This is a genomic window from Spiroplasma endosymbiont of Tiphia femorata, assembly GCF_964020225.1.
Taxonomy (GTDB): domain Bacteria; phylum Bacillota_I; class Bacilli_A; order Mycoplasmatales; family VBWQ01; genus Spiroplasma_E.
In genome coordinates this window covers 421,529-446,905 of the sequence record NZ_OZ026544.1, presented here as the reverse complement: position 1 = coordinate 446,905, position 25,377 = coordinate 421,529, and the positions used below count along the sequence as shown (strand labels likewise).

Annotated in this window: 25 protein-coding genes; 11 read left to right on the top strand and 14 right to left on the bottom strand. The window is 22.6% G+C overall.

Translation table 4 applies throughout. From position 1 onward, the window contains the following. Positions 1–18: 18 nt before the first annotated feature. From AACK83_RS02605 to AACK83_RS02575, 7 genes are read left to right on the top strand one after another with little or no spacing between them, the layout of a single operon-like run. Positions 19–1,200: a hypothetical protein gene (locus AACK83_RS02605; protein WP_338957176.1), complete on the top strand. Its 1,182-nt coding sequence runs from the start codon at positions 19–21 to the stop codon at positions 1,198–1,200. A 14-nt stretch (positions 1,201–1,214) separates the two neighbouring features. Then, positions 1,215–2,912: a hypothetical protein gene (locus tag AACK83_RS02600; RefSeq protein ID WP_338956996.1), complete on the top strand. Its 1,698-nt coding sequence runs from the start codon at positions 1,215–1,217 to the stop codon at positions 2,910–2,912. A 3-nt stretch (positions 2,913–2,915) separates the two neighbouring features. Then, the gene (locus AACK83_RS02595; protein WP_338959272.1) at positions 2,916–5,036 is read left to right on the top strand and encodes a hypothetical protein; all 2,121 of its coding nucleotides are present in this window, start codon (positions 2,916–2,918) and stop codon (positions 5,034–5,036) included. After that, positions 4,970–5,266: a hypothetical protein gene (locus AACK83_RS02590; RefSeq protein WP_338959271.1), complete on the top strand. Its 297-nt coding sequence runs from the start codon at positions 4,970–4,972 to the stop codon at positions 5,264–5,266. The genes AACK83_RS02595 and AACK83_RS02590 overlap by 67 nt, the downstream gene beginning before the upstream one ends. Positions 5,267–5,270: 4 nt before the next feature. Continuing rightward, complete coding sequence (locus AACK83_RS02585; RefSeq protein ID WP_255495924.1) at positions 5,271–5,393, top strand: hypothetical protein; 123 nt, start codon at positions 5,271–5,273, stop codon at positions 5,391–5,393. Between the two features lie 18 nt (positions 5,394–5,411). Next, positions 5,412–6,659 (top strand): hypothetical protein, encoded by a 1,248-nt coding sequence (locus tag AACK83_RS02580; protein WP_338957148.1) that lies wholly within the window; start codon positions 5,412–5,414, stop codon positions 6,657–6,659. Further along, the gene (locus tag AACK83_RS02575) at positions 6,604–8,730 is read left to right on the top strand and encodes a hypothetical protein (protein ID WP_338959270.1); all 2,127 of its coding nucleotides are present in this window, start codon (positions 6,604–6,606) and stop codon (positions 8,728–8,730) included. The genes AACK83_RS02580 and AACK83_RS02575 overlap by 56 nt, the downstream gene beginning before the upstream one ends. An 87-nt stretch (positions 8,731–8,817) precedes the next feature. Here AACK83_RS02575 and AACK83_RS02570 read toward each other — a convergent pair whose 3' ends face one another. Further along, positions 8,818–9,051 carry a hypothetical protein gene (locus AACK83_RS02570; RefSeq protein WP_338956981.1) on the bottom strand — a complete coding sequence of 78 codons (234 nt, stop codon included), beginning with the start codon at positions 9,049–9,051 and terminating at the stop codon, positions 8,818–8,820. 296 nt (positions 9,052–9,347) lie between these two features. On the opposite strand from AACK83_RS02570, the gene AACK83_RS02565 reads away from it, so the two are divergent. Continuing rightward, a complete protein-coding gene (locus AACK83_RS02565) occupies positions 9,348–10,466 on the top strand; it encodes an Mbov_0401 family ICE element transposase-like protein (RefSeq protein WP_338956980.1) in 1,119 nt (372 codons plus the stop codon). 322 nt (positions 10,467–10,788) lie between these two features. Beyond that, the gene (locus AACK83_RS02560; RefSeq protein WP_338959267.1) at positions 10,789–10,956 is read left to right on the top strand and encodes a hypothetical protein; all 168 of its coding nucleotides are present in this window, start codon (positions 10,789–10,791) and stop codon (positions 10,954–10,956) included. Positions 10,957–10,984: 28 nt separating this feature from the next. Here AACK83_RS02560 and AACK83_RS02555 read toward each other — a convergent pair whose 3' ends face one another. Then, positions 10,985–12,559: an APC family permease gene (locus AACK83_RS02555; protein ID WP_338959264.1), complete on the bottom strand. Its 1,575-nt coding sequence runs from the start codon at positions 12,557–12,559 to the stop codon at positions 10,985–10,987. A 141-nt stretch (positions 12,560–12,700) separates the two neighbouring features. Next, positions 12,701–14,941 carry a hypothetical protein gene (locus AACK83_RS02550; protein WP_338959262.1) on the bottom strand — a complete coding sequence of 747 codons (2,241 nt, stop codon included), beginning with the start codon at positions 14,939–14,941 and terminating at the stop codon, positions 12,701–12,703. A gap of 331 nt (positions 14,942–15,272) precedes the next feature. On the opposite strand from AACK83_RS02550, the gene AACK83_RS02545 reads away from it, so the two are divergent. Next, the gene (locus tag AACK83_RS02545; RefSeq protein ID WP_338959260.1) at positions 15,273–16,895 is read left to right on the top strand and encodes an ABC transporter ATP-binding protein/permease; all 1,623 of its coding nucleotides are present in this window, start codon (positions 15,273–15,275) and stop codon (positions 16,893–16,895) included. A 53-nt stretch (positions 16,896–16,948) separates the two neighbouring features. Here AACK83_RS02545 and AACK83_RS02540 read toward each other — a convergent pair whose 3' ends face one another. After that, positions 16,949–17,377 carry a DUF3137 domain-containing protein gene (locus AACK83_RS02540; RefSeq protein ID WP_338959258.1) on the bottom strand — a complete coding sequence of 143 codons (429 nt, stop codon included), beginning with the start codon at positions 17,375–17,377 and terminating at the stop codon, positions 16,949–16,951. An 89-nt stretch (positions 17,378–17,466) separates the two neighbouring features. Further along, complete coding sequence (locus AACK83_RS02535) at positions 17,467–17,997, bottom strand: hypothetical protein (RefSeq protein ID WP_338959255.1); 531 nt, start codon at positions 17,995–17,997, stop codon at positions 17,467–17,469. 132 nt (positions 17,998–18,129) lie between these two features. On the opposite strand from AACK83_RS02535, the gene AACK83_RS02530 reads away from it, so the two are divergent. After that, on the top strand, positions 18,130–18,408 hold the full coding sequence (locus AACK83_RS02530) for a SemiSWEET family sugar transporter (protein ID WP_286641432.1): 279 nt from the start codon (positions 18,130–18,132) through the stop codon (positions 18,406–18,408). Positions 18,409–18,414: 6 nt separating this feature from the next. On the opposite strand, the gene AACK83_RS02525 is transcribed toward AACK83_RS02530, so the two are convergent. The 9 genes from AACK83_RS02525 to AACK83_RS02485 form a co-directional block, all read right to left on the bottom strand. Further along, the gene (locus tag AACK83_RS02525; RefSeq protein WP_338959252.1) at positions 18,415–19,194 is read right to left on the bottom strand and encodes an alpha/beta hydrolase-fold protein; all 780 of its coding nucleotides are present in this window, start codon (positions 19,192–19,194) and stop codon (positions 18,415–18,417) included. A 16-nt stretch (positions 19,195–19,210) separates the two neighbouring features. Then, positions 19,211–19,954 carry a hypothetical protein gene (locus AACK83_RS02520; RefSeq protein ID WP_338959250.1) on the bottom strand — a complete coding sequence of 248 codons (744 nt, stop codon included), beginning with the start codon at positions 19,952–19,954 and terminating at the stop codon, positions 19,211–19,213. Positions 19,955–21,383: 1,429 nt separating this feature from the next. Then, a complete protein-coding gene (locus AACK83_RS02515; protein ID WP_338959248.1) occupies positions 21,384–22,172 on the bottom strand; it encodes a hypothetical protein in 789 nt (262 codons plus the stop codon). A gap of 128 nt (positions 22,173–22,300) precedes the next feature. Continuing rightward, positions 22,301–22,549 (bottom strand): hypothetical protein, encoded by a 249-nt coding sequence (locus AACK83_RS02510; protein ID WP_338959246.1) that lies wholly within the window; start codon positions 22,547–22,549, stop codon positions 22,301–22,303. A gap of 163 nt (positions 22,550–22,712) precedes the next feature. Beyond that, a complete protein-coding gene (locus tag AACK83_RS02505; protein WP_338959243.1) occupies positions 22,713–23,573 on the bottom strand; it encodes a hypothetical protein in 861 nt (286 codons plus the stop codon). Between the two features lie 9 nt (positions 23,574–23,582). Continuing rightward, positions 23,583–24,638 (bottom strand): hypothetical protein, encoded by a 1,056-nt coding sequence (locus AACK83_RS02500; RefSeq protein ID WP_338959241.1) that lies wholly within the window; start codon positions 24,636–24,638, stop codon positions 23,583–23,585. A 2-nt stretch (positions 24,639–24,640) separates the two neighbouring features. Next, positions 24,641–24,832 (bottom strand): hypothetical protein, encoded by a 192-nt coding sequence (locus tag AACK83_RS02495; RefSeq protein ID WP_338959238.1) that lies wholly within the window; start codon positions 24,830–24,832, stop codon positions 24,641–24,643. 9 nt (positions 24,833–24,841) lie between these two features. Continuing rightward, the gene (locus tag AACK83_RS02490) at positions 24,842–25,039 is read right to left on the bottom strand and encodes a hypothetical protein (RefSeq protein ID WP_338959235.1); all 198 of its coding nucleotides are present in this window, start codon (positions 25,037–25,039) and stop codon (positions 24,842–24,844) included. 2 nt (positions 25,040–25,041) lie between these two features. Beyond that, positions 25,042–25,365 carry a hypothetical protein gene (locus tag AACK83_RS02485; protein WP_338959233.1) on the bottom strand — a complete coding sequence of 108 codons (324 nt, stop codon included), beginning with the start codon at positions 25,363–25,365 and terminating at the stop codon, positions 25,042–25,044. Positions 25,366–25,377 lie beyond the last annotated feature (12 nt).

Here is a 25,377-nt window from a genome sequence, read left to right as displayed (position 1 = left end):
CAGAAAGGAAATCAAAAAATGGCAATACAATTCAATAAAAATTTAGATAATACCGAAAAATTAGTAGAAGCACCAGAGTTTATAGAATTTTATAAACAATCAAATTCACCATGAGCAAGTTTTTTTCCTATCGAAATGGTTAATTCAACAAAAATTGAATTTATAGTTAAAAAACCAAAAAATTCAGAAATTAAAGTATTAAAATGAAATGATAAAAGCAAAGGATTAGATGTTAGTTATGCTGAAACTATTAAAATTTTAAAAGAAATTAAAGAAGAAGCAGTTGCGGGTGAAATAATTGCTAATGTTGATTTAAATGCTGAAAATGGACAAAATTTATTAAATACAATGCAATATGAAGTTGCTAATGACTTAGCAGATTATTTAGCAAATAATGATACAAATGTAATTGCAAAATATGCAACTAAAATAGACATTACTGATAAATCACCAGTAGGATATTTAAAATCAATGTTAGATGCTTGAAATACTTTATTTCAACTAAGAAATAGTAATAATTGTCGTTTTTTTATTACTAATAATCTTTATGATAGTATTGTTTATTTAGCTAATAATAAAGGATTAATTACTGATAATCAGATTGCTCAACAATTAAGATTAAATGGAAATGATTTATATATTAAAGGTGTACTATGTCAAATTGTAATGGATGATTATATGACATTTACTGATAATAATGAAACTAAAATTATGTCTTTTGTTTTAGCAACACCAAGAGCAATGAAAAGATATATGTTACAAAATACAGTTGTATATGTTCAAGATATTGCTGATGGTAAAGTTGGAAGAAGATATTTAGTTGGTGGAGAAGTAACTGGTGAATCAATACCCTATATAACAGATGAAGAAACAACTTCACGCTGAATGTTATGTGCAATTGTTAATAATGATAAAAATGATTTAAAAACTAAGATTACAAATTTAACAACTGATATTACTGCAAATGGTAATAACAATAACAATGAATTAAATACAGAAATAAAAAGTACTAATGAACTTAAATCATTAAATCCAAATTTAACAAATCCAACTATTAAATATTTTAGTGATGCACAAGGAAAAACTAATGTAAGTAATCAAAAACAAAAAGCAGGTGACTTATATATAACTATTACTGCAAATATTAATGACTTAAATTATAAAGGAACAACAAATCCAATTAAAATAACTCTTAAATAAAGGAAATTAATATCATGCCAATTGGTACAACTAGTACAGCAATACTTTTAAACATAAATAAACCAAAACATACTAGAACAAGTAACCAACAAGAAAATAAAAGTTTTTGATGAGAAATTTTAGAAATGATTGGTGTACAAGTAATAGCAGTAGCACTTGCTCCTTTTACTGGTGGTTTAAGTGAAAGTATAGCACTTGGATTAGGTGCAAGTGATTTTATTGCAAGTACTATTAATTTTGGTATTTATGCTACAACTGATTTTACTATTAATCAAGTTTATGATTATTTAAAAGGAAATGTAACACCATTAAATACTTTTTTTAATATATTACCTGCATTTGTTGGAATTAATAAAATTAGTCGTGGTTATCGTACTACTAAATTTATTAAGTTAGCACAAAAAACTAAAACATTAGAACAAATTGGTGTTAAAGAAGCAAAAAATTTACAAGAAATTATTAGTCAAGTAAGTGGAAAAGAAATTTTAACAGATAAAATCATTGGTAATAAACGTTATTTATTTAATTATAGTTTGGCACCTAATCGTGAAACAATAACACAAAATTTAGGTTATGTTGCTGAAAAACAATTTAAAAATAATTTTAAATCTTTAAAATCACAACAAATAAAAGAATATTTATCATTACAAAATACATTAATAAAATTAAGTCCACAATTAACTCCAAAGTTTAAAATTAAAGATATTGAAAAAGCAAATAACTTTTTAAAAAAATATAATACTGAATTAAAAGAAGTATTAAAAATGAACCAACATGATTGATTAAATTTAGTTCATACAATACATACAGAGAATAGATATGGAAAAACTTTAATTTTAGATTTACAAAAAATTCGTGCTAATGCTATTAAATTTAATTTTAAAAATAGTTCAATTCATAAAATTGTTTTAAATGCAAATAAAATTTTTAAGTATTTTGATATTAGATTTTATTTAAAAAAAGGTTTAAATAAATTTTGAAAAGATACACCATATTTTGAAAAATTACGAGAAAGTATATATAAATTACAAGAAAAATTTGAAAAATTAGAAAAACAAGCATTTGAAAAAATTAATAAATTAAAAGAAAAAGCAACAGATTTATTTACTAGTGCAGAAAAAAGAGCAATTAAACATGCACAATTAATTCCACTAAATTCACCAGTATTTATGGGTTGTAAAATTCAACCTTTATCATTAGACAAATGTGCAATTACTATTTATCATCGTAATCCTAAGTATAAACCAATTACAGTTGTTGATAGTATTCTTAAAGCAAAAACTTTTGTTACTCAAATACATCCATTTCATTGATATCGTTGATATAGTGGTTGATACATTGGTTATGGTGTTAATCGTAATAAATGATTAAAAGCAATAGCATTTGCTCCACCAGTGGTGCAACAAGTAATTAGAGATAGTTTTAAAGTATATAGAGAAATATTTAGAACTATTAGAACTTATCATAAAGTAGTAAATGTTATTAATAATCCTATTGAAAATATTAATAAATCATTTAAAAGTGTTGGTTTAAAATTTTCAGTTAATACTTTATTTGGTACTGGACTATTACATCATTTAGAAAAATTTGCATATAGTCAAGTTGTAGAAAAAGGTAAGAAAAAATTACAAAAAGAAATTATCCATATATCACATAGGAAAACTAAAACAAAAACTAAACATTATAAAAAAGCATTTTTTAAGGAATGATAAATTATGATTAATAAACTTTGAACTGATGTCAGTCTTGAAAATTATAATAACTGATATCCATTAACTGGAAAAATTACAGAAACTCCACCGCAATATATAAATACATGACCTAATGTAAAAGACTGATTTACAACTTTTGCTATTCGCGCTCAAAATGATATTAATGCTTATCTTGATTTTATTTTATCTAAATTTCCTTTTGATAGTTTTAAAGATGAATTAATTAAAGAAACATTAAGAGATATGGTTTATGTAATGGTTGAACATTGAGTATTTAATCGTACACCAATTGAATTTAATGTTGATGCTACTATTCAATTCAATAATGGTACATCATTTAATGCAAGTAGTATTCCTACAATTAATGTTTGAGATTTAGCACCAAGTAGAATGAAAATATGAGCAAGATTAACAGAATTAAAACAAGTATTTTCAAATTATAATCAAGATGAAATAGATATTGAAAAAATTGACTTAAAAGTATTTTATACTAGAAATCAAGTTGATGAATTAATTAAAGAACAAAAAGAATTTACATTATCAAAACAAATAAAATTATATGATGATTTAGTTAATGATAACGAAAATGAGATATATAGGGGTCGTGTTACAAACTTTATAAATAAAGGTTATGTTGCAACTGATTATGACCCAAAAACTGAAACAATGATTTTAGATTGACCTGATGAAATTGGTACATTACCACCAGAAGCATTACAAAATAATCCACAAATTGGTGATTTTACTCATGCTGCGACTGCTGACTTTTCTGCTAAACAACAAAAAAGAATTACTACTAATGAAAATAGTATTAAATTATTAGAAAATAAAGTTGATATTAATAAACAAAATATTGATGATATTAAAAATAATTGATTTAATATTGAAACTAGTCCTTTATGAAAAAAAGTTAAAAATGAAAATATTAAAACAGATATATGATATATTATTGATTGAACATATTATTTTATCGATAGTAAACAACTTATTATAAGTAATAATAAATTAACTAAATCTAATATAAGAATTACTAATCATCAAATAGAAAATAGACAAATAATAATTGAAAAAATTGATGTTAATATTGACAAAGTAATGTTATTATATGATGATAATTTAATAAAATTTATTGTTGCTAATAGCACAAAAAAGTATACACCAATAATTCATAATATATATCAATATCAAGGTACTGGAACACCAACTGAATTTATAGCAGAAGAAAATACTGAACGTGATTATTATACAAAACTAGAAACTAATAATTTATTAGATAAAAAACAAGATAAATTATCTTTAATTAAAGAAGATATTACTTATAAAGTTTTACAATATAGAGAATTAGGAACTGGTTTATTTACGGGTGATTTAGATATTCCACCAACTAAATTTATTAAACAATGAATTAAAGATAGTGGTGGTGGAGTTGACCCAACTAAATATTATACAAAACCAGAAATTGATAAAAAATTAGAAGATGTAAAGTCACAATTCCCTATTGCATTTCAATTGAATGCTGTAAGTCAAGAAATCCCTAATTTAGAAACTATTAATAAAACTGTTGCTGGTGCTATTAATGAAAATAAAGCAAATATTGATAAAAAACAAGATAAAGAAATATGAAAAGTAATAAGTAAAAGTAAAAATAATCGTGAATGAGATACGTTTGAAATTAATTTTAATACTGTATATAGAGTAATTATAACATTAGATGAATTACCAGTAAATCAAGCAAATATAAAGCATAAAGTAGAATTTAAAACTGGTAATTATTTAGGTGGAGATTATTTACTTGCAAAATTTAAAATTAAAGATGAAGATGTAATATTAACTTTAACTGTTAGAGAAAGTAGTTTTAATTGTAGTTTATATTTAAAAGGTGGAGATATTAATTATGGTGCTATTCTTTCATTAGAAGAATTACAAAATACAATTAAAGTTGATGTTACACCAAAAATAAAAATTAATTCAAAAAGTTTAGAAACAAATGAAGTTGAAGAAAATTGTTGAGATATTGAATTACCAGATAATCCAACACCAAGTCCAAATAATCAACAATGAAAAGATGTAGGAACAAGAAAAAAAATAAATGAGATAATTGACAAATTACTTATGATTTTATAGTTAATAAACATTATAGAGTTTATTATTCTTGAAGTATATATAATCCAGTTTATACTATTCAAGAATTTATTATAACGGATAACAAAATTGCTGGTGTACCAATACAAACCTTTAATGATAGTGTTAATATAGTAATTTTATCAGTTCAACATGCTAAATTGATTACTATTTATAGTGGAAAAGGTAATTTAAAAGGTAATGTATGAAAATTAGAAGAATTACAGGAATAATATTATGTTTTTTAAAATTATAAAAATTATTTTAGGTTTAATTGGAGTAATTCTATCATCAGCAACTGCTGGTTTAATTATATTCATTATTGTAAAAATTATATTAAAAATTAATCAAATATTTTAAAGAAAGGTGGTGAATATTATGCTAAGTTTATTTAAAAGAAAAGAAAAAAATAATATTAATGATAATCAAAGTGAAAAATTAAAATTTTTAACTAATAAAAATAAAAGTACACATGCTTCTATTTTAAATTATTTTGGTTTTAATGATTTTAACCATGAAACTTATTTTACTGATTTTGTAGCAGAAAATAATGCTAATTTATATAATGCTCCATTAGAAATTAATAATGAAACCATTAAACAATATTTAATTCAACAAGAATTTTATAGAAAAAATTGAAATTCTATTTTTAAATTAAGTAAATTAGGAATTAGTGGTTATTTAATTTATATTGCAAATGATAATTTATATTTTCAAGTAGTTGATATACAACAAAGAGTTTATGATATTACTGGTAAATTAATTGAATGTACTATTTTTTATGATAGTTATCAACAAAATGCACAAACTGTAAGATTATTCGAAGTTTATACATTAAATAATGAACAAGTAACAATTAATCGTGCAATTTATAGTATTAGTGATAATAAAAAACAATTTCCATTAGATTTTAAATCATACATTAATAATCCTAATTTATCACAAGAACAAACATTAAACATTAACTATATACCAATAGCAATTATGAGAAATAAAGCAAATGAACAAGCAGATTGTGATAAAGTAATGGATAAAATTAAAGCATTAGATGTTATTTATGAACAAATTGTTTTAGATACTATTTTAAACTCACCTAAATTTATATTTAGTCAAACTTATGGTAATGTTCAATCAGCATTAGAAGAAGCAGTAAGAACTTTGGTTACTAAAAACTACATATTTAAAAGTGGTGGAGATAATAATGAACAAAACGAAAATATCAATATGACAAATAGTAATTTTAAAGGTAAAAATTTAACTGATATATATGATTGAAATGTTAATGAAATATTTAAACGTTGTGGTATTCATATACCAAGTCAAAAGAAATCTGCACAACAATCAGTTCCCGAAAGTACAGCAGTTAATATTTCAACTATTAATTATATTGAACAAAAATTATGACAATTTAATATTGATATTCTTAAATTTATTCAAATATTAGTGAAAATTGATAAAGATTTATTAAATAGTAAAACATTTAATATTAATGATGAACAAGAAATTAATAATTTAACAGTTAAATTAAAATTATTTAATCCCGAAAATAACCAATTAATAGGAGATAACAATGGAAAACAACAACAAACCACAAACGAAGTTTCCACAGAAACAGAAGCAAACTAAACTTAATCAAGCAGAAGTAGAAAATGATTATTTAATTGATAATATTCCATATGATTTTACTAATATGATGGGTGCTACTAGTGACCCAGATATTAATAGAGCATACGATGAATTTAAAAAAAGAACAATTTATATTTATGAAATTGAGCGTTTATTTAAAAATAATGAAAATAATAATTTAAGATTTTCAGCAAATACTATTAAAATAGGTTTTATTGATATTGATAAAGTATTAAAAACTACTGCTGCTGAAACATCAGACTTTACTATGCAATTAAATCAAAGAGCAAGTACTAATATTAATGATAATACAATTGAATATAGTATGACTGATATTAAAAATTTAATATTTCAAGAAATAAATTTATTAAATCAATTTAAGTTATATGCAGTATCTATTAATGAACCATTAACTGAAAATAATATTGATAATTTATATATCATTAATAACTATTCACAACCTTATCAAAATCCAAAAACAAGAAGTACTAAAAGTATTACTATTATTAAAATTAAAGATTTTAAAACAAGAGATGGTTATCCAATTATTATTAAATTACAAAAACCATTAGACAAAGATACCAAGGTTAAAAGTATAACTTTAAAATTTCCTAAAACAATGTTATTTGGCAATATAAAAGTAAATGGTGAAATTGATGGATTAAAAGTATCACCAAATTTATTAATTGCTGATGATAACCAATTATTTCCATTATATGCTTTACCAATTCAAACTCAACCAAAAGTTAATATTTTACAACAATGATTTAGTGACCAAATTTTAGAGTGAAATATTGCTAAAAATTTCATTAATCAAAATTCTATTTTAGAATATTTAGATATTGGTGAAATTATACCTAATCCACCATCACAAGAATTTAAACACGTTAAAAAAATTGAATTAAAAAATGTTGAAACAATCGTTACTAATGAAAAAAACCAACAAACTAATATTCAAAAAGAAATGAATTTTATTTTTTCAAAAAATGATGAAAGTAGTTATATTTCAGCAGATACTGATACTTCATGTGGTCCTAACTGTCCTAGATTATTAGAAAATAAAAAGTGAACTATTAAAGTTGCAGAAGGACAAGCAACTGCACAAACACATTGAAAAATCAATGAAATTGATAGTGTAGTTTTAACTTACGATAAAATTAAACCAACTACAACATTGGGAAAATTATTAATGGATATGTTAGGTTATACTTATAATTATCAAGCAAATTTTAAAGGTTATGACCCAAAATATGATGCAAATCCAGATGTTAAAGAAACACCTGATATTACAAAATTAAGAAATGAGTTTGAAAATCAAAAACCACATGATGTAATTAATAATTTATTTGAACAATGAAAATTAGACAATCCTAATTTTATTAATAATTCAAAAGTAAAAATTTTTAAACAAGTAATTATGATGTTATCAAATTGTATACTTTCTTATTTATCAATTAATAAAGGTTTAGATGATGACTATAAATTATTATTACCTTATTACTTTGAATTAAAATCAAAACCAACAAGAAAATCAAGTCATGATAGATGAAGTTTTGATAATGTTTATGTTGTTTTAAAATCTGAGTATTTTGATTTTACTGACCCTAATAATATTAAAGTTAAAAATAAGAATATTAGTCAAAATGAATGATTTAAACTAAGTAATAACCAATTTAATTGATTATCATTAACTAATAATCTAGAAAGTAATAACATACCTTCATTATTACCACAAGATATTAGTTTAAATAATGGTGAATATGGTAAATATATGGTTAAAAGTATAATTAATAACGTTTTAGAGTTATTAAAATTATTTAATAGTCAAAAACAATATTTTTCAAGTTGAGATTGATTTAATTTCGTGCAAAAAGATTATTTTAGTAATGAAATTAAATTCAATATAGAAAAAGAAATTTCTAATTTACATAAACTAGAAATTTCCGGAATTTTTGGTATTGGTAATTATGATATTCTGCTAGAAACAGAAAGTAAAACCATAAATATTAATAATATTCAATTATTTAATTCAAATGATGAAACATTATCTTATATTAATATTGAAATTTAATTATTAAAATATCCATTAGGATAAGTACCATCTCATTTGATATCTGTTTTATCACCTTTTTTATTTGCAAAATATAATGAAATTATATTATGGTCATAACGATGTTCTCATATAGTTGCCCCCCCAGACTGCTGTATGGTCGGGTTTTAAATAAAAACTTAATTTTTGTCTTCCGTCTTTACAAGCAAGACCTAATGCTGTTGCTGAAATAATAAATAATACAGTCATAAATGTAGATATACCAATAAATATATTCCTTTGTGTTTTTCTTTGTTTTGCTATATTTTTAGCATAATGTAATTCAGAATTTTGTTCATTCATGTTTAATTACTCCTTTTTTCTTAATTTTATTTCTAAATTGTACTATTTTTCATTATTTTTACAAGTATGCTTTTAAATGCAAAATAACGCCTAAATTAAAGGCGTTTATTTTATGATACCTATACTATTAATTATATTGAAATTGTTTATTATATTTTAAATATGAAAGTCGTTTTTTAAAAAGTTTTGATTTAATTTTAAATTACACTTATATATGTTTATAATAAAAAAGTAAATTAATTTTTTAAATATATTTACAATAAATTTAAAATTTAAAAAAAGTTAGGAGAAAAAATATGAGTTTTAATTATTTATGAACTTTAAAAGAAGCAACAAAAAGAATGTATCAATCATTTAGAGATGATGTAAAAAATCAATGAGAAAAAACAGATTGAAGAATCTTAAAAGAAAGAGATAGAAAATATATCCCCGTTAAAATTAAAACAAGAACTAGAAATACTATCAATGGTCTTGTTACTTATAAATGTCGTGATTATAAATATTATGATGAACAATTAAAAAAATGAGTTCCTATTTGTTTATTAGATGAAAAATTGCAATTACCTAAATACAAAAGGACTTGTCAGGATATCAAAAATAATGTTATTGAACATTTTGCAGATGGAAAAAGGTATATTGACATTTTACATACTATGAAACAAACAAAATTTAGCACAACAAGTATTAGTAGATTATTTCAAGAATATCAAGTTAGTAAATTAGATGTTCCTAAAATAAAATTAGAACCAAATCAATTTATTTATATTAGTATTGATGATGGACATCGAAAGTTTTGAAAATTTAAACGAAATTCTGGTAAATATTCAATGCGTTTAGTGTTATTTTGTACAGATAATGTTAATCATAAATTAGTTAATAAAAGAGTAGATGTAATAATAAGACCAACAAAAACTAAAATTGGAGTTCAAAAAACTGCTGAATTTATTTTAGAACAAGGAAATAGATTTTTTGAAAATTTTGACCAAGCAAAAATCATTATTTGTGGTGATAGTGCAGAATGAATTAAAGATGTTGCTAATTATTTAGATGCACAATTTGTTTTAGATAAATTCCATTTAGTTAAAAAGTTGTATGTAGGAATTATTGCTGGAAACAAAGGAAAATATTTTGAAGAATATAATACTTGTAGAAACTTTATTGAAAATGGTCAATATGATGAATTAATAAAGTATATGAATGAAATATTAAAAAATCATAAAAAATTAAAAAAACAATATTTTAAAAATAATAAACAAGGAATTGAAAATCAAGGTGCAAAATGAAATATTGGTACTTTTGCTGAAAGTAATATTTGATATATTTTAAAAGAAATGCTTGGTAATAGAACATATAGCATAGATATTTATATTAAAATGGTTATTTTTAAGTGTAATCTTGTCAATTCTAAAACATAATCAAAATTTTTATTTTTATTAAAATATTAAAAACTTATTAATTAAAAGTTAATAAGAATTTTTGTTGTGTATTTATATTAAATTTTCTTATTGATTTTTTAATATTTGTATTTTAATTGAAATTAATTTAATTTAGTAGTAATATTTACTTACAATTGCATATAATTACAATTATTTCTTGTCTATAATTTAAAAGAAATGTTTAAAAAGTAATTATATCCTCCGTTTTTGTTACCGTCCCTATAACCTATAATTATTTATAAACTTAATATAAGTTTAATTATTTTAAATAAATACCTTTACATTTTAATAAGGAGAAAAAATGCGAAAAGTTAATGAATGAATAAATAAACATCAACATGAATTTAAGAAAACACTTGAAGAAAGAAATCAAATAAAAATAAATTGAGAACAAGAACACAAAATAATTAATAATTTAAGAGAAGAAATAAACAACAAATATAAAAAAACTAATTTAATAAAAAAATAAGTTACTCTATAGAGTAACTTATTTTTTGTTAACTATTACATTTTGCTAATTTTGCTTGATGTTCTAAATTAAAAGTAAATTCACTATTCAATTCTACTTGTAAATTAGGATTTGTTTTTAAACGAAGTTTATATTTTTTAGAGTAATAAGCAAAGTATCAAGTTATTGCAAAAATCACATTACTTAAAATAAATACTAATTCAATAACCATAGCAATTATTGCACTTGAATCAGTTGCTGTAACTGCATCATAAATAATAGAATAATAATGTCAAACGAACATTAAACCTAAAGTTACCAAAATAAATGGAAAAGTAATTTTTTCATATCAATTCAGTTTTAATTTTTTATCTAATGCTAATTTTAATACTGTAATTAAAACCATGATATAAATAAACATTGTAATTACAGAAAAAGCTGATGATAAATTAGCAACATTAAAAGCTGATGAATATTGTTGATCAGGATGTGAAACTAACCAAATTCCTTTAATCAAATCAGGAATAACTAATCATAAAATTAACATAACAGATGTTACTATTAAATTAATAACTGCTGCTTTAACAGGAATGCCATCTTTATTTAAATTAAATAACTTATTAGAAATATATCCTTCTTTAGAAAGTGGCTGTAATGTGGTACCACCATATAAAGCATTTTGCATTGCGATATTAATTTTTAAAGCTAACCCACTAATAATCATTATAATTGGACCACCATAGATAATTATTTTGCTTGTAAAAGGACTTCACGCACCCATATTCATATTTTGCACAAAGACGCTATATCCTAAAAAGAAAATTAATGAAATAACAACATAGAAAACTGTCATAATTATCATAATTAAAGTAATACCTTTACCAATATTTTTTTCAGGGTTATTAACATTTTTACCTGCTGTTGAAAAAATTTCAAAACCAGCAAAGAAAAAGAAACATGAAGTAAAAGTATTCATAAATCCAGCAAAAGAAAATGTACTCTCAGTAGTTCAGTAATTTCAATTTGATGAACCATTAGTTATTGCTAAACTAATTCCAGCAATAACTAAAAATCCGGCTGTTAATCACTTAATAATTGATGTTGTATGTGCCATTTTTTTATATATTTTAATCCCAGCAAAAATAACAGAAGCTGAAATCATATAAATAAAAATTCCAATGAAATCTAAATATAAATCAGAAAATGGTCCTCAATTACCACTATATCATTGTGGTTGACCATTACTAATAAATTCTGGAGAAAAAGTTCCTCTAATTAACATCATTACTTGAATTGTCACAACAAATGGTAAACAAGCATATTGCATAAAACCTACTAATCAACCTCAGAATCTACCAAAAGTTGTCCTAACATAGATATATGCACCACCATTATTATCAGAATTATGAATTCTAGATAATTTTGCAAAATCTCATGCACAATTACCCGCCACAAAACCAATTAATAAATACACTCATATTGCATTAATTCCAATTGAGTTAGGTTTTCCAATATTAGATAATATTGCAAAATTACCAATAAAACCAATTCCTACTGCATAATTAAAACCTAATCAAACAAATTCTTTTAACGATAATCGTTTATGAGATTCATCACTCTTCATTTTTTTTCCTCCTTAATATTTTTAAGATTAATTATAACATTTAAAAAGAAAAATAACAAAATATTTTTCATTAAATATTTTGTTATTAATTAAATTAATGATATATATTCTAATTTTAATGATAATAATTATTAAAACCATTTAAGTAAATAACAATCTACTATGTCTACTTATTGAAAGTTGATTTTGCAAATCAAGATTATTTATTGAAGTTATTTCATCTTGTAATAAAGGAATTATTTCTCCTTTATGATGCTCTTTTTCGATTTCTTTTTGATGTTGATCTAAATCTTCATTACTTGCATTATTAATTAGAAATACTGTTTTCATGCTTATTTCTGTTTGATAAAATTGTTGATCAATAGTAACTAACTCTGTTAAATTATCTAAATTACTTTCTGCTATTGTTTTATCGATTTGTGATTTTAAAGCAAATGGTTTATTATAAACAAAACCAAATCCCATTGAAACAAAAATAGCACAGGCTAAAAATAATAATCATTCATTTCCGACAAAATTATCTTTGGCATTTACTAATACTTTTTCTATACTTTGTAAATGAAATGAATTTATTTCATTTCAATCAATATTATCTATACGTTGTTGAATTTGACTTTTTATATTTTCGACTATTACTGGCAAACTTTTATATTTAAAAATATATTCAATTTCTTCTTTAGTAACTTTACTGAAAATACTACATATTTCGATTATTTTACTAAATGCTATTTTATTATCTTCTATTACTTTTATTGAATCCTTTTTTAATTGTTCAATTAAAATTTGAAAATCTAAATTTGAAATTTGCCTTCTTTTTATTACTAACATTTCATGCACTATTTTTATATTTGGCGCTACTTCATGACCATTACGACGATAAGGGTACGGATATTTCATAACTATTTCAGCTGAAGCACCACCAAGTACAGATCTAAGTCAAGAATATATATATTGTGTATTTTCAACATCTGTTATATAACCAGTAATATTAAGTTTGGTTATTCCTGTAACATTTTCTCTATTAAAAACTTCCATTGAAATAATAAAATCTTTAAAAAAAACGGAATTAAAATCATTCATAATATGTCCTGCTTCATGTATACAACTTTTAATTTTACCATCTCATGTTTTAATGTTAAAACTATTACCATTTATAATTGATGTAAAATATTGTTTTTTCAATGGTGATAATTGCACTAATTGACTTGCTTTAAATTCTAAAATTTGTCATAAATAAAATGAACTTACTTGTTGTTTTGTCAATGATCTAATTTGTAGTGGTAAAAACTCTTGAATTTGTTTTTCTATAAATTCTGAAATTTGTTCTTCTGTAAATTTTGAAATTTGTTCTGGTTTAAATCATGAAATTTGTTCTGGTTTAAAAAATTTAATTTGTATTGGGGTCAATGCTTTAATTTGTTGTATTGTAAAAAATTCAATTTGTTCTCTTGTTAGTGATTTAATTTGTTCTTCTGTAAATTCTGAAATTTGTCATGTTCATAATAATAAAATTTGTTCTGGTTTAAATCATGAAATTTGTTTAGGCATCAATGATTTAATTTGTTTTTCTGTTAATGCTTTAATTTGTTGTATTGTAAAAATTTGAATTTGTTCTTTTGTTAATGCTTTAATTTGTATTGGGGTCAATGCTTTAATTTGAGAAATTGTTAATAATAAAAAATGTTCTAGGGAAATTTTTGCAATTTGCTCTGGTGCTATTTCTGAAAGTTGTGCCGATGTTAATCAAAAAACTTCTCATAAAAATAATTTAGTTTTTTCTGGTGTAAATTTATTAATTTGTTCTTCTGTAAAAGATTGAATCTGTTTTTGTGTAAAATACTGGACTTGTTCTGAAGTAAATCATGGGATTTGTTCTAGTTTAAATCATGAAATTTGTTTTGGAGTAAATGCTTGAATTTGATATGGTTCAAACGATTTCATTTGTTTTTCTGTAAATGATTGTATTTGTTTTTCTGTAAATTCTGAAATTTGTCATGATTTGAATCATGAAATTTGTTCTGGTTTAAATCATGAAATTTGTTCTGGTTTAAATCATGAAATTTGTTTTTCTCTAATTATTGTAATATCTCATACTTGAATGTTTTGAATCTGTTTTTTTGTTAATTCTTGAATTTGTAATAAATTTAATTCATAAATTTTCATTATATTTATATTATCAATTGAATTAGTTTCCCTTTTAATTCTATTTAAATTAAAATCTAATATCGTTGTAATATTTTTATTATCAATTAATAATTGATTTCTTGTTATCATTTCATTATTTGTCATAGGTATATCATGTGTTTTTTTATTTTGTTGTTCAAAACTAAAAGCAGTTAATGTTCATGCTTTAAATCAATAATTTATATTAAAAATTTTCATAATATATACTGTCCTTTCTTTTTAGAGATAAAAAAACCACTTACTTTCAAAAATAAAGTAAAGGGTTAAAAATTTATATTCTTTTAATATTATTGTAATAATACACTATTTTAAAATAGTGTTATAAATAATACTATTAATTCAATTTTTTATAAAAAGATAACTTTTAAAAACATATTTAAAAAATATTAATAATATTACTTAACTAAAATAAAAATTATTTACTCATATTTTAATTGTTAACAGCACCAAGATGATATATAATGATTTATTAGAACCAAATTTAGATAGTGAAAATAGTAGTTTAGATTGAAAGGAGAGGAAATAAAAAATGTTAGAAAAAGAAACAAAAACAAATTTAACAGAAACAACACATGAAAAAAGAGTTAAAAATAGTGACTTTCTAATTAATGCTACTGACATTGTTAAAGTATACGGTGATAAAACGGTTTTAAATAAATTAAATATTCAAATTAAAGCTGGTGAGCGAATTGGAATCATTGGTGCAAATGGTAGTGGTAAGTCAACACTAACAGAAATTATTGCTGGTATTAGACATGCAACTTCAGGAGTTATTGAAAAAAAAGAAGGCATTGTTATTGGTTTTCAATTTCAAGAATCAAAATATCCACCAGGGATTACTGTTATGGATATGCTTACTTATTATTTAGAAACATTTAATATCGAAATCAATGTTGGTCAATTAAATGAATTATTAAATACCTATCAATTATCAGCTGCTAAAAATAAAAATATTATGTTTCTATCTGGTGGTCAACAACAACGACTTAATATATTATTAAGTGTTATTCATAAACCTGACTTGGTTATTTTAGATGAAGTATCAACTGGTTTAGATATTGAAGTTAAGGAAGAAATATTTGATTTTTTACAAAAAAATATTGTTGAAAAAAATGTAGCAATGATTTTAGTTACTCATAACATGAGTGAAATTGAACATTTCTGTACACGTATCATTTATATGCATGATGGTGACATTATTGAAAAACGGACTGTTAAAGAAGTCGTTAAAGAATATGGTTCAGTTCATAACTATACATCTCAACAATTTCAAAAATATAAAAAACCTACTATTGCTGCAGAAAAAGAAGCATTATCTAAGAAAAAAGGTCAGCAAGATCCAAACAAAATTGTAAATGCCGCAAAAACACGCACTTCTAAACAAATACCGTTATTGAATTTAATGTTTAAATATTATCTAAAAGGCTTCTTTGTCCCATTTTTTCTAATTGTTTATCCAATTCTAATTTTGGGAATTCAAGGAGAATCAATACGGCATACTGGTGCTGATGTTGCTAGCACCATTACTGCTGTTAAACAAATGATTGCTGGTATTGCGATTGTTAATATTATTTCAGTTGGAATATTTATTATTCCTCAAACAATTATTGAATTTAAATTATCTGTATTACTAAAAAGAATTGGTGCAACTAATATTCATCCTTTATTTTTTGTTACTGCTGTAATTATCATCGGTGTATTTGCTTCAATAATTTCTTTCTTATGAACATTATTATGAGGGGGCATTTACTTTGGTGGTACGTATGGCTGAAGTGTTATTGCTCTTCCTACTCAAATTGGTGCTTCTATTCCATGAATTATTATTATTTTTATTACTACTATTGGTTTAGGAATAATGTTAGCATCACTATTTAAGACTATTACTTCATTTATTGCTGTTGCCAACGTATTATATTTACCTGTTGCTTACTTAAGTGGCTCAATTATGCCTATTGATTGAATTACAAGTAGTAAAGTATTAAATATTATTAGTTATTTCTCACCATTTAAATACTCTACTTTGCCTTACTTTGAATGTTGAAATGGAACATTTAAAATGACATGAGAAATGTATTTATATGGAGGTATTAGTTTAATAATACTAGCAATTTTTATGGGAATTGCTGCTCGCAAATTAAAATGACAAGATTAATAATCTAAATTTAAAAGTGATTGGGATTCCCAATCACTTTTAATATTTTTTAATTATTTAAATAATAATTCCTTACTTAAATCTAAACTTACTACTCATTGATAAGAGTTTATTATAATATCTAATGTAAAATTTAACATTTCAACAACATTTTCTAATAATTTTTCTTCACTATTAGCAATAACTAAATTTAATAAATTAGCAGTAGAACTATTATCAGAACCAATATTCATATAAGGAAGCATTAGAGTGACTTGATTTTTATTAACATAAATACGTGGTATTTTTTCTTGTGTATTTGCTAAATCAACCATTTTGCTCATTACTTTCGGCACTAATAACTTTCTTAACTTAATTGGATCACTATAATCAAGAGCAAATAACTTTTCAAATGCTGCTGATTCAAGTTGATCACCACGATTTGAACCCATAATTCTTGAACCTAATGTTTCAGGAACAATCGTTGTTATTACATCTTGCATATCAATTAAACACGTAAAATAAAGATATCGATTATATGTAGTACTAGTAGTTGTAGTTTTTCCTGTCTTGTAAGTTCTAGTAATCTTTTCTAAGGTTGTTCCACAATTAAAATTTTTATCATTAATACTACCAATAATAACTTTTTAGTTCAAACACGATGATTAAAATCACTACCAATAACTAAGAATTTTTGTGGTACAATGGTAAAATTATTAGTAACATTAGTAATTTCAACTGCTTTAAAAGTAGAATTAACTGCCATTTTTAAATAATTAATATTATATTCTAAAAATTCTCGTTTTATTTTTTTAGAAAAAGTTTGTCCAACTGTTACTAACAATGTTCCAACTAAAATAAAAATAATACCAATAATAACTATTACTAAATAAAATGTGCTAGACACTTTTTCAGGTAATAAACTACTCAGAAAAATTATCCCTAACATAATAGTAAAAAAACCTAATGCCAAAATAATATAAGCAATAATTTTATATACATTGCTTATAAACATTCGCTTAAAGGAAGTATTTAAAATCTTGTTATAAATTGAATGTATATTTTCTTTAATAATTTTTAATTCATTCTCATTAAACTTTATAATACTATTATTTCTGCTCATTTTTCCTCCCATATATTAATTTATTAAAATAATTATACTTAAAATTATTATTTTTACTATCAACTTAACCATTAATATCTTATAATAACATTTAGAATACTAAAATATAGTAAGAATTTAGGAGAGAAAGATATGGAACTTACAATTAATATTTTATCTTGGATTGGAGCAATTTTAACTAGTATTGTTTTAATTCCTCAAAGTTTTAAAATAATTCGCACCAGAGATACAAAATCATTATCATTATATATGTATATTATTTTTGTACTATCAGCAATAACATGAATTATTTTTGCAATATTGTCTAATCAACCTGCTATTATTACAACTAATACTATTGTATTATTTTTTGCAAGTATTATTTTAATTCTAAAAATTAATAATATTTTTAGAAAAAAAGAAAAACCATAGTTTCAATTAGGTAATAAGAATTAAAGGATTTTCATTAATATATTTAATTCATCATTTAAAACCATGACTACCATTTTCATCAATTACTAAATTAGTGGTAATTTTTCTATTAGTTAATATTTTTTTTAATTCAATAGTATTACTTTCATAATTTGTTACTAATTTGCCTTCAAAAAACTTTGGTTCTTTTTTTCCTACCCATAGTTCAACTATTAAAGGTTGATTATTATTTAAAACTTTAGTTTTTAAATCTTCAATAATTTGTGAATTAAATCAAATTGCTGGCGAAAATAATAATAATTTTGTAAATTGTAATTTTGATAAATATAACATTTGTAAACAAAAATATGCTCCCAAAGAACAACCAATGGCATTTAAATTTTTAATTTTTAAATTAAACTTTTTAATAACAAATGGTATAACCTCATTAATAATAAATTCTAAGTAATTTTTACCATTACCACCAAGAAAATCAATGTTACTTTTTTTTAATTCAGGAAAATATTTTGTCATTAATATTTTTACATCATCATTGGTATAAGTTGCTAAATCATTAAAACGAGTCATATTATTGGTACTACCAATACCAATAAAAATACAATTACTATTATTTTCAAATAAAATATTACTATTACTATTAAGTAACATATCTTTACCATCAAAAACTAAATAAACTTCATAAGCAATATTTTGATCATAAATAGAAGGTAAAGTAATAATAATATCTTTATTAATGTTTAAAAATTTACTTTTAATATTTTCAACTTTTATATCATAATTATTCATATTTTTTCTCCTTAATTTATTGATAATTTCCTAACAAAGAATAATTCATTATTCTAATATAAAAATTAAAATTAGTTTGTTCTAAGCGCATAGCACATTTAACCAATTCATCTAAAATTATCAACTTATTAGTAAATAAAGTTTCATATGAAAAAAAAGCTTTTAAATTTAAATCAGTACTATCTTTTGTCAGCAATGTTTTTCTAGTTTCTAAATCCAACAAGTAAAATAACATTAATAAACTTCCAAACTCATAATTATTTTTTATGTTTGTTTCATTCTTAGTTAAATTAATAAAAATATTACCACTAATATTTACCAATCTTTTAATTATGAGCAAACTTTCTTTTTTCAAATTAGAATTATTTACCAAAAAATCAGGTAATACTACTTTTGAAGTATCATCAAACCAAACTTTTATTTGGTCTTTACATCCAAGTAATAATAAAAGTTCCTTGGCATTTTGATAATCATCTAACTGTTTTTCTTGACGCTTAAAAGTAGGAATTAAAGCAGAAATAGTTAATATAAAATTTGCAACTAATCTTAAATATTCTTTATAAGAAATTTTATTAAAATATAAATAAACACTTACTATTTTCATAAACATTAAATTTTGATTACTATTAAATATTAAGTTATAAGTATTACGATAATCTTTTGCTTTTAAATGACCTAATTTTTTTTTAATTTCGCGCTTAAAAAAATAATTACTTTTTAAAAGCAAAAGATGGTTAAATAATCGATATTCGGGAATCATTTTTTACTTCCAATCTAATTATATATTTTTAAATTTAATCTTAAAATAATTATAACATTGAAATAAATAAGTACATAATGTTACTTATTTATTATATTTAATTGCCAATAATATCATTGATAATTAATTATATTTAATATATAAAAATAAAAAGTTATTTTAAATAATAACTTTTTAAATTCATTTTTAACTAAAATCTTTTTTTCTTATAAAGAATTTATTGATTTCAAAGAAGAACTTAATTTTTCTTCTGCTTTATCTTCATTTGGCAAACTAAAACAAGATTGATTTTTTTCAATATCTGTTTCAAAACCAAGATCACTATATTGACTATTAACTCTTGAAATTAATTGTTTTTTACTAGAAAAAGGATTGTCTTCATCAAATTGCTTTGATATTTCATTTTCTGAAATAAAATTTAATTTATCAAAAATTTCTTCATTTTTTCATTTGTAATTTTATTAATCAAACTGACTTGTAAATTAATAATATTTTCAAAAATATTTAATTTTAAAACTTTAAGTGGTTTAATATTTTTTCCATTTTCATTTATTTCTTCTCTTAAATTTCTTGTTTTCAATTTTATTTCTTTAATTTCTTTATTAACTTTTTTGTTTCTAACATATTTAAAAATACCAAAAGTAAATACATTTAAAAAAGTTAGTTTTCAATTTTTTTCTGCTTTTTTTCTCTTAAATTTTTAATATCAAGTTCAAGTAAATCAATTTTATCTAATATTTCTTTATTTTTTTCTTGAAAATCAAATATTTTTTGTTCTAAATCCTTAATTTGAATTACTGAGAAACTAATACTATCAAATAATTCTGTATCACCATCTTCTTCAAAAGGATTTTTCTTAGATGGATATATAGAATGTTCTAATTCTTCAAAGTTTTTATTTTTTAAAATAAAATCTAATTGTTCAAATATTTCTTTATATCTCTTAACTTTATTTTCATATAACTGACCTTGTAAATCAATAATTTCTTTTAAAATATTTAATTTTGAATTTTTAAATGGTTGTGCATTTTTTTCATTTTCATCAATTTCTTCTATTAAAGCTTTTATATTTAATTCTGTTTCTTTAATTTGTTTATTAATATTTGAAAATAGTTGTATTTTTTTTGATTTTTTTAGTTTTTTTAAACGTTTAATTTTATTTTCTAAAGATTCAATTTGCTCAACTATTTATTCACTTTTTTTCTCAATAAAAAATATTTCTTTATCCAAGTCTTCTTTTGCTTTTTTTAATATATTAATTTTTTCAATTAACATTTTTTTCTCCTTTAAAAATTAAAAAAACCCATTTACTTATAAATAAAGCAATAGGTTAAAAACTATATTTAGTTTATAAACTAAATTATACTTACTTTTTTATTTTTAATTATTATTTTTATTTTTTTCACTAATATGTTTTAAAAAAAGTATTTTAACTAGTTAAAATACTTTGTTGTAAAATAGGAGGTACTGTAGAAAAACTTTTCGCGAAATTATTTATTAAATTTTGACTAAAACAACAACTTCCAAATATTTTAGCATCCTCTTCTTCCACTGATTTAGAAAGTACTTCAATATCACTGCCATCATCATCTTCATTAAAAGTACTATCGCTACTTGAAGATGTTATTGTAATTTCTTCTTCTGGTATATCTGATAATTGTCTTTCAAAATTGATACTGCTTGACTTTGAATATATTTTTATATTATCATTTTCTTGTTCTAATTCAGAAAGTACTTCAATATCACTGCCATCATCATCATTAAAACCACTATCTTTACTTAAAAATATATCATCTTCTTGCTCGGATTCAGAAAGTACTTCAATATCACTATCATCATCATTAAAATTTAATTTATTAACAGTAACATCTACTTCCATTTCTTCACTAAAGATAATTTTTTTATTTAAAGATACTTTTAACATATCATCTTTTTTCTCAGATTCAGAAAGTACTTCAATATCACTATCATCAGCACTATTATATCCAGAAGAATTTTGTTCTAATGAAGAATCATTATTAATAGGAACTACTATTTTTTTTGCTATTTGATTTTTTAAATTATCTAACTGTTGAAAAAATTCTTTATTAATTTTAATTAATCGATTGTTAACAAAAAATAAGTTTTTTAAAAGAATATTAGTTTTTTTAATAATTTTTAATTTTTTAATTTTTAACAATTTAATAATATTTTTATTATTATTTATCCTTTGTTTCAAACATTCTCTATTAATTTTTATTTCTTTAATTTGCTTATCAATATTTTTATTTTTATAATATTTAAAAATACCAAAAGTAAATACATTTAAAAAAGTTAGTTTTCAATTTTTTTGGTTTTTTTGTTTTTCTAGAACTTTAATATTTTTTCTAATACTTTAATTTTTCCAATTAATTTTATATTTTTATCTTCTTCATCAAATATTTGTCCAGTTAATTCATTGATTTCTTCATCTAATGTAAAAAATTCCTCCTCTTTGATTAATGAAATATTTAATTTTAATTCTGTATTTTTTTTATCAATATAAGATATTTTTTCATCTAATTCTTTAATTTCTTTATCTAATATTAAAAAAGATTCTTCTTTAGTTAATGGCATATATACTTCTCCTTTTTAAAAACAAAAGAACCCATTTGCTTTAAAAAAACAATGGGTAAAAACTTATATTAAGTTTATCAAGTATATAGGGACTACGTCCCTCGCCACTACGTGGCTCACCCAAATTATAGTCGCAGTAGGTTCACTGCGACTATAACTATTTTTATTTATCTTTATTTTTAGGTTTATCTTTTTTCTTTAAAATATTGTCTAATTTATCTAAACCAGCAGACTTAATATCAGTATAAGTCATATCAATACTACTTGCTTCTTTAAGGTATTTTTTAGGTGACAATTCACTTTTAAGTTCATGCACATAATGTAAAGCACGTGAATTATACCTTTTTAACCAGTGTCTAGGAAAAAATAAAGTCATAGCCATTGCTTCACCACTATAACTTGGAGGCATAATGCCTTTTTTAATCATTTTCTTTGTTCTACGTCGTGAAAACACTACTTTATTATAATCATCAATATTAGTATATAAATTAAGATTAAATATAACAACAAAGCCCAAAAAACGCATTCTTTTAACTTGCACAACATACTCTACTTTTTCTCTTGCTTGTACTGGTATTCTATTAGGATGTTGTTCAATCAAATACATAGTACCATTAAACATATGACCTATTAACTTACAAAATTGCCCTAAACTTTCTTGTTGATTTTTAAACTGTACTCCTAAATCATTAGAATTTATCTTTAATGCTAATTCATCTAAAATTATTAAATCTTCTTCTTCAAAAGCATAATTACTTGCTAACTGATTAAAAGTAAAAACATCATTATAATTAACCAAATAAGAATAACCATTTTTTAATTTAATAGGAAAAGGACTAACTACTCGTTTTTTATGAGTTTGTGCTAAACAACAAGCAAGAGCAGATTTACCAGTACGTGGTGGCGCTGAAATAATATAACTACCAACTCGTTTTAAAATTTTAACATTACGAATAGTTATACAAATTGGATAAATAATCATAATCAAACCTATAACTAATAACACATAACCATATCAAGGCATAATAAACTCCTAACCTATAATTAAACTAATTGCTCTAACAAATAATCATAAAGGTATAATATTTTCTATTCCACTAACAATATCAACATTTAAAGCGGTACTAATAGTATCTGAAAAAATATGTCGTAATAAACTATCTGTTGTAAACAAAAACTGTCTTAATGGTTCTACTGGTAAAACTTTACCAACAACACCATAAAGTACTCATCTAAAAGCATTACGCAAATGACCAAAAACATCATATCAACTAACACGTTCATAATCAGGGTTAAAAGGACTATTTGGTGGTACTGGAACAATATCTTTGGAAGAAAAAATATTCATCTGACCAAATTTAACATGCAAACCGTCACGATTAGTTAATGAAGATAAATCAAAATTAATCGTTAAATGTTTTAAATTAGGAACACGAACCGGCATAATAACAAAATTATATTTTCCTAAATTATAAACACTATCTTTATCATTTAATACACCTTTAAAATTATAACGAATATTACCCTCATAATCTAAAAACGAAAATGTATAAATAGAAGAAAAATAACTAAAATATTCAGCAGAAATATAAAACATAAAACCTTGTATATAAAAACTCAAAGGTTTTGAAATTTCAAAAGTCAACTTAAAACTTAAATTATTAGAAACATTATAATTCCAAAAAACTAACTCATTAAACTTACCAGTTTGTATATAATTATGATTAAATAAAATAAGAGATAATTGGTCTAAGTCTTGTTCTGTAAATCTATAATCTGTGGACAAATCACTAACTCGCCTATCAAAATTACCTACAACATCAGAATGAAATTGAATTGAATAAGGAGTAACAGTAGTTTTATGAACAACGGCAGAAACTAATTTTAAATCTGGCTGACCAACATCAAAATAAGCAGAATTTCAAGGAATAGTTGCTCAATCATTAAAATCATTATATTTAACGGGTTTAACCATATCGCTAGTTATAGTGTAATTACTTTCACTAGGTGCATTAGAAACAATTAAACTAGTGGGTGCTTGAACAGTACTATTTACAACAAAAAATAATTTAGCAAACTTAAATCACATAATTATTTACCAAATAAACATTTTAAAATTCACCATGAACCATAAAATATAATAAATCCAATAAAAAACTGAGTTCCATAAACTACTAAATTTCATAAAATAGTAGTAAAATCATCAACTGGATTACCTATAAACATAGTTCAATAATCAACTATACATTGATGTATTTTATTGTAAATATCTCAAACACTCATAATTAACACCTACCCAAACAATGACCTAAAAATAAATTTAATACTACGATAAATAAAATTAAAAAATACACCTAATACCAACCAAAAAGTCAAATTAAACAAAATATAAACTTCATTAGTAATATTTGGTTGATTTAAAAATATTTGAATATCTTTACTAGAAAATATAAAAATTAAATGCAATATACTATTCACAAAATCACTCATAATTAAGTACCTACAAACTTCCCTTTTTTATTTTCAAAACCCTTAGCCTTATTTCTTAAACGTTTTCTTTCATGTTGTTTAGCAATTTGCTTTCCAACAAATTTCGAACTACCTTTAATATTTTTATAACTTTGCTTTACAGTACCCGATGTAGAAACTGGCTGAATATCAATATTTAAAAAAACTGACATAGCAAACTTTATTAAAAGAATAAAAACAACAAAAGTTCCCAAATTAAAACCTAAATCTGCCATTGGCAAATTTCAAAATTTCATAAAAATTTGTCCAAATAATTCTAAAATTTTTGAAATAAAAGCAATACCCATAATAAACTACTC